Origin of the sequence: Bradyrhizobium nivariense (assembly GCF_029846695.2) — a bacterium.
Taxonomy (GTDB): domain Bacteria; phylum Pseudomonadota; class Alphaproteobacteria; order Rhizobiales; family Xanthobacteraceae; genus Bradyrhizobium.
The window spans coordinates 1-14533 of record NZ_JARWCR020000114.1 but is presented as its reverse complement, the minus strand read 5'-3'; the positions used below and the strand labels follow the sequence as shown (position 1 = coordinate 14533).

At 58.8% G+C, this 14533-nt stretch carries 11 protein-coding genes and 4 pseudogenes; 5 read left to right on the top strand and 10 right to left on the bottom strand.

Annotation, left to right across the window (positions count from 1 at the left end; genetic code table 11):
• Window positions 1–127: 127 nt before the first annotated feature.
• The 7 genes and pseudogenes from QCM77_RS43730 to QCM77_RS43700 form a co-directional block, all read right to left on the bottom strand.
• Window positions 128–415 (bottom strand): annotated as a pseudogene (locus QCM77_RS43730) (type III secretion system export apparatus subunit SctV); the annotation flags it as partial.
• 458 nt (window positions 416–873) lie between these two features.
• Window positions 874–2443 (bottom strand): annotated as a pseudogene (gene groL / locus QCM77_RS43725) (chaperonin GroEL).
• A 920-nt stretch (window positions 2444–3363) separates the two neighbouring features.
• Window positions 3364–3747 (bottom strand): recombinase family protein, encoded by a 384-nt coding sequence (locus QCM77_RS43720; protein WP_280096888.1) that lies wholly within the window; start codon window positions 3745–3747, stop codon window positions 3364–3366.
• A 155-nt stretch (window positions 3748–3902) separates the two neighbouring features.
• On the bottom strand, window positions 3903–4151 hold the full coding sequence (locus QCM77_RS43715; protein WP_280096890.1) for a recombinase family protein: 249 nt from the start codon (window positions 4149–4151) through the stop codon (window positions 3903–3905).
• Between the two features lie 73 nt (window positions 4152–4224).
• Entirely contained in the window at window positions 4225–4482 is a 258-nt protein-coding gene (locus QCM77_RS43710) for a hypothetical protein (protein ID WP_280096887.1), read from the bottom strand.
• A gap of 182 nt (window positions 4483–4664) precedes the next feature.
• The gene (locus QCM77_RS43705; RefSeq protein WP_280096886.1) at window positions 4665–5333 is read right to left on the bottom strand and encodes an RES family NAD+ phosphorylase; all 669 of its coding nucleotides are present in this window, start codon (window positions 5331–5333) and stop codon (window positions 4665–4667) included.
• Window positions 5330–5857: an antitoxin Xre/MbcA/ParS toxin-binding domain-containing protein gene (locus QCM77_RS43700; protein ID WP_280096889.1), complete on the bottom strand. Its 528-nt coding sequence runs from the start codon at window positions 5855–5857 to the stop codon at window positions 5330–5332. The genes QCM77_RS43705 and QCM77_RS43700 overlap by 4 nt, the downstream gene beginning before the upstream one ends.
• 203 nt (window positions 5858–6060) lie before the next feature.
• Here QCM77_RS43700 and QCM77_RS43695 point away from each other — a divergent pair, with 203 nt between their 5' ends.
• The 3 genes from QCM77_RS43695 (at window position 6061) to QCM77_RS43685 (ending at window position 8490) form a co-directional block, all read left to right on the top strand.
• Window positions 6061–6324, top strand: a complete 264-nt coding sequence (locus tag QCM77_RS43695) for a phospholipase effector Tle1 domain-containing protein (RefSeq protein ID WP_280096885.1) — start codon at window positions 6061–6063, stop codon at window positions 6322–6324.
• Window positions 6325–6454: 130 nt separating this feature from the next.
• The gene (locus QCM77_RS43690; RefSeq protein ID WP_280096884.1) at window positions 6455–7708 is read left to right on the top strand and encodes a ComEC/Rec2 family competence protein; all 1254 of its coding nucleotides are present in this window, start codon (window positions 6455–6457) and stop codon (window positions 7706–7708) included.
• 140 nt (window positions 7709–7848) lie between these two features.
• Complete coding sequence (locus QCM77_RS43685) at window positions 7849–8490, top strand: hypothetical protein (RefSeq protein ID WP_280096883.1); 642 nt, start codon at window positions 7849–7851, stop codon at window positions 8488–8490.
• A gap of 1300 nt (window positions 8491–9790) precedes the next feature.
• Here QCM77_RS43685 and QCM77_RS43680 read toward each other — a convergent pair.
• Entirely contained in the window at window positions 9791–10159 is a 369-nt protein-coding gene (locus tag QCM77_RS43680; protein ID WP_462804409.1) for a PALP domain-containing protein, read from the bottom strand.
• On the opposite strand from QCM77_RS43680, the pseudogene QCM77_RS43675 reads away from it, so the two are divergent.
• Window positions 10158–11357, top strand: a pseudogene (locus QCM77_RS43675) (IS3 family transposase). The gene QCM77_RS43680 and the pseudogene QCM77_RS43675 overlap by 2 nt on opposite strands.
• A gap of 19 nt (window positions 11358–11376) precedes the next feature.
• On the opposite strand, the gene QCM77_RS43670 reads toward QCM77_RS43675, so the two are convergent.
• On the bottom strand, window positions 11377–11769 hold the full coding sequence (locus QCM77_RS43670; RefSeq protein ID WP_280096882.1) for an avidin/streptavidin family protein: 393 nt from the start codon (window positions 11767–11769) through the stop codon (window positions 11377–11379).
• Between the two features lie 831 nt (window positions 11770–12600).
• Here QCM77_RS43670 and QCM77_RS43665 point away from each other — a divergent pair.
• Entirely contained in the window at window positions 12601–12858 is a 258-nt protein-coding gene (locus QCM77_RS43665) for a hypothetical protein (protein ID WP_280096881.1), read from the top strand.
• Window positions 12859–13020: 162 nt separating this feature from the next.
• On the opposite strand, the pseudogene QCM77_RS43660 reads toward QCM77_RS43665, so the two are convergent.
• Window positions 13021–14178: pseudogene (locus tag QCM77_RS43660) on the bottom strand (IS3 family transposase).
• Window positions 14179–14533 lie beyond the last annotated feature (355 nt).

Here is a 14533-nt window from a genome sequence, read left to right as displayed (position 1 = left end):
AAGGCCGGTGAGTGGTTCCGGCGGGGTCGTCTGCTCATGGTCTCTCCTGATTCGCGGGGCCTATCGTGCCCGCCGTCAGGCAGAAACTCCACTTAGCGTCCTGTGCAGATTTCCGGGACCGGCTCTCATGCTCTTGTTCGATCCAGATCCGGTTTGTGTCCGGCTCCTGCCGAAACGGGATACCGCTCAATTCAATGTTCGCCACGTCATCGTTAAGCATGAGCTGCGCCGGGTCAACGAAATCCGCTTCAACTGGGACTCCCTCGACATCCACCCTAAATTGCGACTCGGATAAGCGCTGATCGAGTTGGGCGGGGATGCGTGGAATGGTGATGCCAAGATCGGCTGAGACCAGCGCCGAAACGCGTCCGATGCATTGCTCGAGCTCCCCTTTGTCGATTGCATGTGTCAGATTCCGGTGCACGCATCAAATGCATGTTCACAACCGAAAAAGCCCGCGCCAAAATGAGCCGCACCTATCCCATCACGCCCAACGAGTCATCACTGTGCCGAGGTACTAGCCGCGCATCCGTTTACAGCTAAGCGCGGGAACCGATGCTATTTAAGTCAGTAGCGCCAATGGTTGGGCTACCGCGACCGCCCGTTCTCAGGTTTTCACTTTGACCAGCCGCCGATGTTGAGGCAGCAGGGAAAGACTGTGCTAAACGGCGACCACCCGCTCGCCTCCCGGTGACATGTCTACCAGCAGACTCGCGAAATCTTAAGCAGAACGTCTACATGGCTTGAGCAACTGCTGATCGTCATTTCCGCAGAGCGCATTCCGCGAGATCAGAATAACGAACTTAAAAAGCGCAAGCAAAAAAAAGACCCCGGCATTCTTCTGCCGGGGATCTCACTTCAGAAAAAGTTGGCTCAGAAGTCCATGCCGCCCATGCCGCCGCCCGGAGGCATCGCGGGGCCGGCGCCGCCCTTCTTGGGCAGCTCGGCGACCATGGCTTCCGTGGTGATCAGCAGCGCCGCAACCGAGGCTGCGTTCTGGATCGCGGTACGGACCACCTTGGTCGGGTCGATGATGCCCTTCTTGACGAGGTCGCCATATTCGCCGGTCTGGGAGTCGAAGCCGTAGGCGTACGACTTGTTCTCAAGGACCTTGCCGACGATCACGGAGCCGTCTTCACCGGCGTTGATCGCGATCTGGCGAGCGGGAGCCGAGAGCGCCTTGCGCACGATCTCGACGCCGGTCTTCTGGTCGTCGTTCTTGGTGCGCAGGCCCTTGAGCTGCTCGGAAGCACGGAGCAGGGCGACGCCGCCGCCCGGGACGATGCCTTCCTCGACAGCCGCGCGGGTCGCATGCATCGCGTCATCAACGCGATCCTTGCGCTCCTTCACCTCGACCTCGGTCGCGCCGCCGACTCGGATCACCGCGACGCCGCCAGCGAGCTTGGCGAGACGCTCCTGGAGCTTCTCACGGTCGTAGTCCGAGGTGGTTTCCTCGATCTGCGCCTTGATCTGGGCCACGCGCGCCTCGATGTCGGCCTTCTTGCCGGCGCCGTTGACGATCGTGGTATTCTCCTTGTCGATCATCACCTTCTTGGCGCGACCGAGCATGTTGAGCGTGACGTTCTCGAGCTTGATGCCGAGATCTTCCGAGATCGCCTGGCCGCCGGTCAGGACCGCGATGTCCTGCAGCATGGCCTTGCGGCGATCGCCGAAGCCCGGAGCCTTGACGGCCGCGACCTTTCAGACCACCGCGCAGACGGTTCACGACGAGCGTGGCCAAAGCCTCGCCTTCGACGTCCTCGGCGACGATGACCAGCGGCTTGCCGGTCTGCACCACGGCCTCGAGCAGCGGCAGCAGCTCGTTCAGCGAGGAGAGCTTCTTCTCGTTGATGAGGATGTAGGCGTCGTCCATCTCAACGCGCATCTTGTCGGCGTTGGTGACGAAGTAGGGCGAGATGTAGCCGCGGTCGAACTGCATGCCCTCGACGACGTCGAGCTCGGTCTCGAGCGACTTGGCTTCCTCGACGGTGATGACACCCTCGTTGCCGACCTTCTTCATGGCGTCTGAGAGGAACTTGCCGATTTCGGCATCGCCGTTGGCGGAGATGGTGCCGACCTGGGCGATCTCGTCGTTCGAGGTGACCTTCTTGGAGTTCTTGACGAGGTCGGCGACCACGGCTTCCACTGCCAGGTCGATGCCCCGCTTGAGGTCCATCGGGTTCATGCCGGCGGCAACCGACTTGGCGCCTTCACGAACGATCGCAGCCGCCAGAACGGTGGCCGTGGTGGTGCCGTCGCCGGCCGCGTCAGCGGACTTGGAGGCGACTTCGCGCACCATCTGGGCGCCCATGTTCTCGAACTTGTCCTCGAGCTCGATCTCCTTGGCGACGGTGACGCCGTCCTTGGTGATGCGGGGCGCGCCGAACGACTTGTCGAGCACGACGTTGCGGCCCTTGGGGCCAAGCGTGACCTTCACCGCGATCCTGTGCCGTCTATCGCGAAGTCGTAGTCCTGAAAAAAGCCCCTGCCAAGTCGAAGAGACGGAGAAAGCTGGTGACGATCGTGTCGTGCGACGAAAAGCCGGGAATCCAGGCCATCGCAACGACGGCGCCGGATTTGCCGCCCGAACCCGGCATCCACGCCAGCTTTGCGCGACCACGCGTACAAACGGTACGCTCAGCCTGTTGGCCGGGATTGATCTGCTCACCAGCAGGTCCACACTCTCGTCAGAGACCGCCACCGCAGCGCGAGTTCATCAAACTCCTCAGACTTCTTGACGCCGTTTATCCGAGGAGCACCACGATCAAGTTGATCCTCGACAATCATTCCGCGCACATCTCGAGAGAAACGAGAGCCTGGTTCGCTACCCGACCAAGCGGGCGCTTCGAGTTCACCTTCACGCCCAAAGCACGGCTCGGGGCTCAACCTCATCGAGGGCTTCTGCTCCAAGTTCGCTCGTTCGGCCCTGCGCCACATCCGCGTCGCCTCAAGACATGAGCTCAAGGAGCGCATCATGGCCGGTACCGACGATGTCAACGCCACACCGTCATCCACACATGGTCTTATAAGCTCGCCGAGGCCGCCTGATATGATTCGAACCAAGAAACGCTGACCTAGTTATATGAAATAGCTATCGATTCCGGCGTGAAGGGCTGCGGGCAATCCTTCACCAAGCCTTCACACCCGCCACGCTCACGCGGGAATGACGTAATCGTCAGACGGACGTGATGGCTCATCCCCGTGGCGCCGTGACACATTGGGAACGTTTTTGAGCCTAACACTGAGATAGCGCATGCCGGTGCGGTGCTTCTCCTTGGAGAAGCCCTTTGCGACATGACCAGGGCGAAGTTTTTCTCTCCCCACGCACGAACTGCATTGTCTTTGGCCCAAGCAGCAAACCCATCATACATCCTTCGCGGCGTTCCAGAGCCTATCATCCACGATGCGCAACTCTGTTACTTCTTGATTGATCCATTCGGCGTCTGGGCTTGGATGCGCCTGACGCTTGCCAGTTTTGGGGTCTTTGATGAACCGCTGTCGATTCCAAACGATCCGGCCGATATACATCTCGTTGTTCAAGATCCCCTTGCAACGCTTGGTGTTGCCACTGATGGTACTGAAGCCACAATCGCCGCCGCCGGGCACCGCGATGCCGTCCCTATTTAGCTCAACAGAGATCCGCTTCGCCGACTTGCCAACGACATAGTCGCGAAAGATACGGCGAACCACCTCAGCTTCCTCAGAATTAATCATTCCATACGCCACGTATTGGCTCGCCGCTTTCATTGAATTGCTCACAACACCATAGTCATAGGAGTTGCCACCACCAGATTTGCCAAGCGCAACGCGTCCGGCGCTGGCCTCGGCGCGTTTTGTCGGCGAGGTCCTTGAGGAAGAGGGCGTTCATCGTGCCCTTGAGGCCGACGTGCAGGTGCGTAACCTCACCCTCGGATAGAGTGACGATCTTTACGTTGGCATAGGCCATCGATGTCTTGCTGATCTCGTGAGAGACGATCCATCGCCTCCGCCAGCACCACTTGAAACCACCCGCGCAAGGCGTCGGTAATAAGCGCTTGGACGCCGGCACGCAGAAGCGACGCACCGGAAATCGCGTTGTCGGAATATTGCTCAACGACTCGCCAACCCTGATTCTCGACATAGGCACGGCAGACGCGAAATTGGTCCGCGATCGACGTGTCGCGCTGGTTGTCACCGGATTAGCGGGCGTAAAGCGCAACCTTCATGAGATGGTCTCCGGTAGATTCAGGAGCGCCTCGACTCCTTGTTGGCTTGATCGTACCAGCGCCGTGCCGCATGGCGAGCCAGCAGACGCACGAATTCGACGAGATGTGGATCGGGCGCGTTGCCGCTCTGCGCCGCAAGCGTCAACTCCGGTTCGTTGCACCTGGCGATATCTTTGCGCTTTTGAACGCCAAAGAATTCCATCGTCATGCCATTGACCGTCGGTCGCACCGGCAGCATCATCAGCTTTACGATAGGCAACAATGATAAAAACTCCACGCCAGGCCCCGGATACAGCGGGCGTGTTCGATCGGAGGGCTTCTGGTCCTCGCGTGCCGAATCGCATTTTCGCGTCTTGCGAAAACTTGCGCGCTTCGGCTTGATTGGACTAACTGCGTCATTAGATCATGCCAAATTTGGGACATAGGCAGTGCGGAAACTCGGTCGGATTTACTACTCATTTAGATTAGTTGTCGCACGTCGATCATGCGTGCTGTCGCTTGGACCGTGATTTCGAAGTGATCCGTCTGCATGATATCTACGATGTTGCGCGGTCTATGTGCTACGATGTCGATACCGGTGCGACGCCGTAGGCTGTCGTAAAGCAGCCCCGCGCCACCTGACGCGCGAATATCCTCGCCAAGCTTCTGCGAAGCATCATAACGTTCGCTCGCATACACGTCGGGGCGTGCTAGTTGCTGCCCTGTGATGTCGAGATAATCCCCGAGCAGCGTGGCGGTGTATGCCCTGTAGGTCCGGCTCATCGTGGCCACGTTGCGAGCAGCCGCTTCGCGACGCAGGTGATGACCGACCTCGGCAGCCGCCGTGCGAATATCATCGGCCGCATACCAGGCGCCGAGCTCCGGCCCGTTGAACCTCATTCCGCCGGGGGCGACGTGGAGAAAGGCTGCCATGACGATGCTGGAGTTGGGTGCACCATATACCCATTCGCGCGGCGGTAGCCGATCGATACGTTCGGCCACCAGACGGTCGTTCGTCCAACCGACGAGCTCCATCACCGCTGAAAGATCGGCCGCCGTCGCGACCGTATCGAACAGCCCGATGGGAGGAAATTGTGAGGGGATTAGACGATGGGCGGGCTGCGGCGAGGGTGCGAAAACGTCCGTCACCGGAAGACGATCTCCTTGTCGTCGTAAGGCGTGAAGGCCTCGTCTATCGTGTTCGGCTGCATGTAGAGGCCGCCACGTGCGCCGTCGAGGAAACGACGCACCGAGAGCAACCCATCTTGGGAGCCATTGGTGATGAGGTGGAGCGGCGGATGTCCACCGAAGACGAGCTCGTTATGTGGACTCCGCAGCCAGTCAACGCCGAGCCGCTCCTGGGGAAAGAGGATCCCCAGCGCTTGGTGGATACCGAATACCGCGGAAATGCGCGTGAGAACGTCCACATCAAGGGTGAAAGCGCCGTGCTCCCGCGCCTGCTTGCACCAGTTATGGTATGTAGACCGGGATGGATACCCCAGGACCAGGAGGCGCTGATCTTCCGTCAATCCCCACAGCTCCGCGATAGCGAGGAAGGTCCGTAAAGCTGGGGCGCTGAGCCGCCTTCGGTTAGCCGGAGCAAATCGTGTCTTATCAAGACGCTGAGGGCCTTTTACTGCCTCGAGCGGGTTCGGGTTACGTTTACTTAACATAGGCTGTTCCTTGTCAAAATTGGACATAGTCCAAATCCGGACAAAATGCAAGCCGTTGGCTTTGAGTTCCCAGATGGGGATTGGTCCATGGTCAGCCTGAGCCTGCCGCAAAACGACGCCGTTCTCGACCATCAAGTTGGCAATTCGCTCGAAAACTACTTTTAATTGAGCCGAGTACGAGTGGCTCATCGAGAACAACAACGATGGCGATGAAAATCTTCATTTTCGGCTTCAGCCGCAGCGCATTTACAGCGAGAGCGCTAGCTGGATTGATCGCCATCGATGGCATCCCGAAAGCAGGCTCACCTATCGGCGTCTCCGTGCTGTTTGACCGCTACAAGAGGGGAAACGAGGAAAGCATCTGGAAGTTGAAGGAGATCGAGGCGTCGGGAGACACCACCAAGCTGACTGACCAGGAAATGTGGCTGCTTAAATATTCCAAGGCAGCAACCCGGCCTGCTGCGTAGAATCAACACACCAGCGGGAAGTCGTTCTCCATGATTAGTGCAGGGAAAATGCATTCTCGAAAACCTAACGAAGATAAGCTGCGCTCGAACGAATGAAAAGGCGCGCACTGCAGCAGGGCTGTGATGCAGGATGCGGCTCAGCGTCTGCCGGGTCGGCGTAGGTCCTTGGTGTGAGTTGTGGGGCTGCGGGAGGGCGGACAAGGCTATTCTGGTTGCGGAAGCAGAAGCGCTGGCGACACTGCTCCTGTCCGGCACCACCGGGTACTCAAGTCGAATTCTGGCCCTGTCGCGCCAAGCCGTTGGAGGAAGAAGATTGACAGACTTTTTCGAGATTGATTTTTTAGATGTTGAAGCGAAGAGCAGCGGTGATGCCATTTGCATCCGCTATGAGTTGAACGGTCAGACGTTCATTCACGTGGTCGACGGAGGTTACCAGTCGACTGGCGAGAAGGTCATCAATTTCCTGAACAAGTACTACGGGAGTCCGAAACGGATCGACCATATTGTTGCGACCCACAATGACGGCGACCACGCCGGAGGTCTCCAGCGAGTCCTGGAAGACTGTGAGGTCGGCGTGCTCTGGATGCTGCGACCTTGGGTCTTTGCTGCTGAGCTTCTTCCTCGATTCAAGCGCTTCACAACAGCCGATGGACTGGAGAAGGCGCTAAGGGAAGCTTACTCGAATCTAGCCGCTCTCGAAGAGATCGCCTTACGAAAGAATATCCCTATCTATGCGCCATTTCAGGGTAGCACGATTGGCGCTTTCCGGGTGATGGCTCCGACACGTTCGCGCTTTCTGGATCTGATTCTCTCCTCGGATAAGACCCCCCAGGAGAAAGGGCTGCTCGAAATGGCACGCGACGCGGCTGTTCGTGTGGCCAAAGAGGCGGTCGCGCTTGCCAAAGCCGCTTGGGGCCACGAATATTTTCCGGCGGGCGAGACGAGCAACGAAAATGAGATGAGCGTCGTTCAGTATGCCTATCTCAATGGATGCAAAATCCTGCTCACCGCCGATACGGGACGCACTGGGCTCAAAGAAGTCATCGATTATGCGCCGTTGGCCGGACTGACCTTGCCTGGCATCGATCGATTTCAGGTTCCTCACCACGGTGGACGCCACAACGTTTCGACCGACTTGCTGGATCAACTATTGGGTGAAAAGAAGGCGGCACAGGGCGGGAAGACGACCTTCACCGCCGTGATAAGCGCGGCCGAGGCCGATGAGGATCATCCCCGCAAATCCGTTGTCCGCGCTATGCACCATCGTGGTGCACATGTCATCTCAACCGAAGCATCCAACAAGCGGACCTCCAAGAATGCTCCGCAGCGCGATGACTACAGCGCCGCAGATTGTCTGCCGTATCCGGACGAACAGGAAGACTGAGACCTTGTTGCGTTCACCTGAGAGAGCGGCGGAGCCAGAGTCCGGTCGCGCTGGTGTTCGTGTCTGTGGACGACAGCGAGCACGTTTCTCGCTTGTTCTGCGCCGTTTCCGGAACAAGTCGACCCAAATGAGCACAAACGATGATTAAAAAAGAGTCGAAGGAGAAATTGAAGGAGCAAAACACTTCCCCATTGATGACGATCCTCATTGTCAATTTCGCAATCTTCGCCCTTGCGCTCAAGACGGACCAGTTCCTAGCGGCCGAATACGAGGAACTGCTTAAGCATTGGCAGGCGCTCATACCTGCTGGACTGGGAGCCGTGCTTATCAGCGTGATCAACGGTGTGCTCGATGTTCAAACGAAGGCCAGACTGGTGTTTTGGCGTTGGCACGATCCTTTGCCCGGATGTCGGGCGTTCTCTTACTATCTTCATCGCGATCCGCGGATCGACGTTACGACGCTGAAGACGAAAGTCGGACCGTTTCCAGCAACTCCGACCGAGCAGAATGCTCTTTGGTACAGGCTTTACAAGTCGGTAGAGGAGGATCCGCGCGTCCTACACGTTCATCGCCTTTTTCTGCTGACGCGCGACTATGCCGGCATCGCTTTCATGCTTCTGATCGTCTTTGGCGGAACCGGTATTGTTGCGATGCAGAATTACAAGACAGCGCTACTCTATCTGACAGCTCTCCTGGCCCAGTTTCTAGCGAGCGGAATGGCTGCAAGGAATTATGGCATTCGTTTTGTAGATACAGTGCTTGCTCTAAAGGCGGCAAGCTGAATCTCAGACGTGATTGCACAGACAACGTCCCCGACCTCCGAAAGCGCTTCTTGACGCGATTGGTCGACGAGGTTGGCCCGAGCCGCAATGCGTGCTTCATTATATAGAGCCGCGTCTGCCGTCGGCAACGGATTGGCATCCATCGCGTCCGCGTAACTTCCTCATGAATATGCCTGCAGGTCCACAAGAGAGTCGTCCCACATGCCGTGGAACGTTGATCGCCTGCTGTGTGCGGTCCCATTGGAGTCTTTGGCGTGAAGCACGACAGACAATTTGTTGTCGCCTTCATCGCCGCTCCGTTCGCTCGCATGCAACGGCTGCTCCAGTCTCCGGCAAGATGCACAACGAGCTTTTTAGCGCCCGCAACCTGTTGTCTTTGGAGCGCGACTTGTCTTTCAGGGCTGCGATGGCTGCCGGTAGGCCTTTAACGATGCAGGAGCCTTGTCTGCCCACGTGCTTGCAATAGATTCCGGCGTCATAAGTCGAACGCTCGACATCGATATCAACGAAATGCCACCGACGTGTTCTTTCCTTCTGCTGTGAATTTGTAGTCATGTCGAGATCGCGGCCAGAGAGCTGTCCCCGATCAGCACCTTGAGGGCCTGTGCGGCGGGACTCAGGTGCCGCTGCGCCAGTTCTGCGATAACGGAATGACCTTGTTGCCTCCAGGCTGGCGCCGAGGAGCTGCTGGCCACCAACGCGGCGGTACAGATCGGAACGTCAGCCTGAGCAGCATCACGAGCCATTCCCAAGATACTGGATTGGATGACGTTGCTTACAGCAGACAGCATGACGCTAGGGCACGTTGACCAGTGGCATCGGCGCGGTCGGTCGCGGGATGAAAGCACTTTGGTGCTGGCCGCGAGCCGCCAACATGATCACGAAAGCCGTGAGAACGATTAGGAGTCCACGCATATCGATAGATCACTCGCAGAGCTGTAACGCAACTATGAAAGGGCTCATATCCCGTGTGCCGGATCAACAAGAAAATGAATCTGCTGTACCATGCGATGAGACGTACGCGGTTAGATTGCAAAGCGCCAAAGTCATAGCGTTTGCTCTTGGGGCAAGACGGCAAAACCAGGTCCTTTATGCCGAAAACGTGCGTCCGGGCCTCGTTAGCGGCTGAAATACCGCGGCGGATTTCAATCGTAGGATCAATCGCTGGATGCCTTCGTTCTTGGCCTTCCGTTGGCTTGCGTCACTTGTCACGAGTTCACCGAAAGGGCCGCGGATCATGAGCGTGTAGACGTCCAAGAGTTCTCCTCGCCACCTGTGCCGGAGACTGACCCACGAGCTGTTAGTAAACGCCAGGATCGGTCGCATCCTCGGTATTGATGAGGAAAACCCGAGCGTCGGGTCCAAGAGCAATCTGGCCGCGCAAGCTCGGATCGGCAGCAACTTTCAGCAATCTTGCCAAACCAACCCCGCCACTTTCGCCTGCAACGACAGCTGGGTTGCCGTCCCCGGGATTGGCCAAACGCTTCATCGCGCCGACGGCGTTCTGGTCATCGACAATCATAAAAGCGTCGGCTGCGCGCGAAAGGATGCGCCAAGCGAAGGTTCGTAGCATTCGAGCATCGCCATCACTGTCGACTCCCATTGGTCTCAGCCCCGCAAATTCCTCCAAAAATGGGTAGAGTCCGTCGCCTGGCAAGGGATGGACCATGAAGCCAAGCCGGTTCACGGAAGAGCAGATCATCGGGATTTTGCGAGAGCAGGAGGCGGGTGCGGCGACTGCTGTGTCTGCCGCAAACACGGGATCTCCAGTGCGGCGTTCTACAAATGAAAGGCCAAGTACGGTGGCCTGGAGGTTTCGACGCCGAGCGGCTCAAGGCGCTGGAGGACGAGAACGCCAAGCTCTAGAAGCTCTTGGCCGAGGCGATACTCGATTGCGCCATGCTCAAGGACGTTGCGTCAAAAAAATGGTGACGCCCGCCGCGAGGCGAGAGGCCATCGCTCATCTGCGGACCACCTTCGAGGTGAGCGAACGGCGGGCGTGCACCGTGCTCGTGGCAGACCGCACATCGGTGCGCGATCGCAGCCGGCGAGCTGATGACGCGGTCGTGCGTGCCCGCCTGCGCGATCCGCCGCCGGTTCGGCTACCGTCGTCTGCTGGTGCTGGTGCGCCACGAGGGGCTGGTCATGAACCACAAGAAGTTCCGACGTCTCTATCGCGAGGAACGGCTGCAAGTCCGCCGGCGTGGTGGGCGCAAACGGGCACTCGGCACCAAGGCGCCGCTGGCCATCCTGCAAGGGGCCAACCAGCGCTGGAGCCGTGACTTCCTGTCGGATGCGTTCGCCGACGGTCGACGTTTCCGCATCCTGGCCGTAGTCGACGACTTCCCCCGCGAGTGCCTGGCGCTCGTCGCCGACACGTCGCTGTCGGGCCTGCGGGTCGTACGCGAGTTCGACGTCATCATCGCCTGGCGAGGGCGGCCAGCGATGTGTGTATCGGACAACGGCCCGAACTGACCGGCATGACCGTGCTGTACTTCAGCCAGGAAAGGCAGATCGAGTGGCACTACATCGCGCCCGGCAAGCCGACCCAAAACGCCTTCATCGAGAGTTTCAACGCCCCGCCTGCGCCACGACGCAATGAGGCGCTATTCACCTCGTGCGCCCGGCTCGAGCCGTGCTGGCAAGCTGGAAAGACGACTACAACAACTCCCGGCCGCACAGTGCGCCGGGTAACCTCACACCGACCGAATTCCCCAACCGCAGCGATCCTGGGCCGCAACGGGGGGGACGCTGCGCTATGCAGAGGGCTCCGCGCCCCGCCCCGTTGCTGCACCGGGACCCGATGGGCTCAAATGTCACCGGGACGCTCCCCATTGCTGGATGAAGCGAGGAGCTCGGACCATTAGCTCACGATCCCAAGGGAAACTACCATACGCGCGTGAATATATCTGCGCCTTTCAACTTGCTAGGCTTACCGTTCTTATCAACGTAGAACAGCATCCATGACGCAGGCATTTGAGAGCCGTTGGTTTTTCCGACCCAGCGAGTAAAGGAATTGCATTGGGCAAAAGTAACAACAAAATACAAGCCAGTTGGACCAATAGCTCCGGATGCAGGATATGGAATGCCCTGGCAGGCAAATCCTTGAGCATGATTTGTGAAGGTCCCTTGTATTGCCCCGTTATTGGCGGACCAGATAAACAGTTCCGAACCCCGTTCGTTCTTCCAGTATGAAGGAGCAGAGAGCCCCTGCGCCATGACCTCACCGGAAGGAAAGAAAAATTGAGCGATAAGCAAAAGTCCCAGAAATCTCTTCATATTGAAACCCCAAAGAGGTCGCTTAAACGTTGCAACGTGTGCTCGGCTGATACAGCGGCTTAGGCAGTTCTGTTTGCAAACATCCTTCGACCAAACCGTACGTCAGCTCGATCGCCCCGTCGTTCCATTCACTTGCAGCAGACTTTTGGTGAAACTCGAGGCGAGTCGCTTCATTCTTACCTTACGTTCGGCGCCGGGATGCGGCCTATATGCGCCAAATCGCGCCGGATCGCGGCGAAGTCGGCTATTGTCGCGCGCCCGTGCCGCCTGTCATCCCAGCAGATGCTCGGCTATTTTGAAGTGCGGCGCGTCCACAGTTGCATGGAGTGGGGCACCCCGTAATAGGAGCACCGAGTCCGCTCATCGCGAATTGGCGCACAGCGGGCACCTACGTCGCTGTGCCAAAGACGGCCAATAGACGCCGACTCAATTTCTTTCGGGGGTACGACGTTGTGCCCGCACCGGCAATTGCAGCAATCGCGGCGACACACACGTCGCCGACTTGGATTGAGGTTCGCAAGAGCTGCGTTAGGTTTCCGAGACCGTAAAACTAGGAAATGAGCAGTTTTCAGTTTAAGACGCTGTCACCGGGGCGGACCGCATTCATTCACGATTAGCATTTTGAACCCGGAGGGCCGCCGGCGTTATTGTCGGCGGCCCTTTTTCAGGGATAAGCGGATGACGATCGGGCTGGGCCGACATGCCATCGGGCATCGGCCTCCATACACGCAGCTTGGTTTGCGGTGAGTTGGCTGGCCAAAACGGCGGTGCCGCACGGGGGCGTTAATGCATGATTGGAAGAGCCAGCTCAACGCGCTCGTCGCTGAAAGGATGGCCTTTGCCAAATCGCTGAAGATGGACATCGAGCGGTCCAGGCCGGAGCCGAAAAAAATCGTCGAGCCGGGTGGCCTCAGCTTGCCCGACTATGGCGGCAGCGAGCGCGATGAGATCAGGATGCGGATCGAGACCTTCAAAGCATATCAAGAGCGCTTCATGCGCGAGCGCGAGGAATACGCCGAGTTGCTGCTGCGCCGAATTAGGCACGATCACGAAATCGTGGGAGAGCTCAAGCTCGCTGAATCTTCCTGAGCCCAGGTCCGCTCACGTCACTCATCTTAAGCGATGCGCGCTCGGGGGCACAACCTGAGCGCCGGGATCATCCGTAAGTGCGTCGACTTGCGGCCTTCCCCAATCGACTTATTGTGACCTACCCCTGAATTTTCATCCAGCGGCAGTTAGAGGCTCGGGGTTTTATACGCCAAGTGGCGCGGGTGGAGCAACGGACGATCGGCGGAGCTGGTCGGGGTTGCGTAGCCGATCGTCCGTTGCGGTGAGGTGGGCCGCGTAGGCCGCGGGGGCTAGGTATTTCAGCGATGAGTGAGGCCGCTGGAGATTGTAAGTCGGCGACCCAGACAGCGATCTTGGTGGGGGCGTCGTCGAGATCGAAGAACAGGGCTTCGTTGAGCAACTCGTCGCGCATCCGGCCGTTGAAACTCTCGACGAAGCCGTTCTGCATCGGCTTTCCCGGTGCGATGAAGTGCCAATCGATGGCTGCGTCCTTGCACCAGGCGAGCATCGCATTGCAGGTGAACTCGGTGCCATGATCGGACACGATCATTCCTGGCTTGCCGCGTCGCTCGATGATTGCCGTCAGTTCGCGGGCCACGCGCCGCCCCGAGATCGACGTCTCTGGAATGGCGCCTAGGCATTCCTTGGTGACATCGTCGACGATGTTGAGGATGCGGAAGCGTCGGCCACTGGCGAACTGGTCGTGAACAAAGTCCAGCGACCAGCGTGCATTCGGCTTGGCCTCCACCAGGATCGGGGCACGGGTCCCCACGGCCTTGCGGCGAGCCCGCCGCTTGCGGACGGTGAGCCCTTCCTCGCGGTAAAGCCGGTAGATCCGATTGATCCCCGATGGCTCACCCTCCCGCCGCAGCAGGACGAACAGCCGGCGGTAGCCAAAACGTCGCCGCTCGTTGGCGAGGTCACGCAGCCGGCCACGGAGAGCCGCGTCTGGAGCACGGCTGGAGCGATAGCGGATCATCTTCCGATCCGCGCCCACGATCGAACAGGCCCGCCGTTCCGACAGGCTCATGACGGCCTGCAGATGCGCGACCGCAGCGCGCTTGGCGACGGGCCCTACCATTTTTTTGAAAGGAGCACGCGAAGGGCGGCCGCATCGAGCATCTGCTCGGCCAGAAGCTTCTTCAGCTTCGCGTTCTCCTCCTCCAGGGCCCTCAGCCGCTTCGCCTCGGAAACGTCCATGCCGCCGAATTTGGCCTTCCAATTGTAGATCGTCGCTTCGGAGACCCCGTGCTTGCGAGCTAGGTCGGCCGTCTTCGCCCCGGCCTCATGCTCCTTCAACACCGCGATAATCTGCTCTTCTGTGAACCTTGCTCGCTTCATCTGTCCGTCCTTCTTCGGGCCGGACTCTAACTCCTTCTGGAGGAAATACTCAGTGGCAGGTCACTGAGGGCCTGCCGTACTCGGCTCCGCCCGATTCTGACTAACCCACCGGAGCACCGTCGCTGAAGGACCGGCGACGATCAGCGCGCCGCGTCCCATAGAAGCGGGAGTGAGACGACGCCCTGTTGGGCTTGGCGCGCGTCTGTAATGCCAATGAGCGGCACAATGCGGAGCTATGCGGGAAAGTGGGTGATGACGGAATGAGATAGGCGGCGTATCGAGGCGGGTGTCGAGCCTGCCAGAACCTCTCAAGGAGAGCGATACGCCATGAACGAGACTAGCAATATTGTTGCCC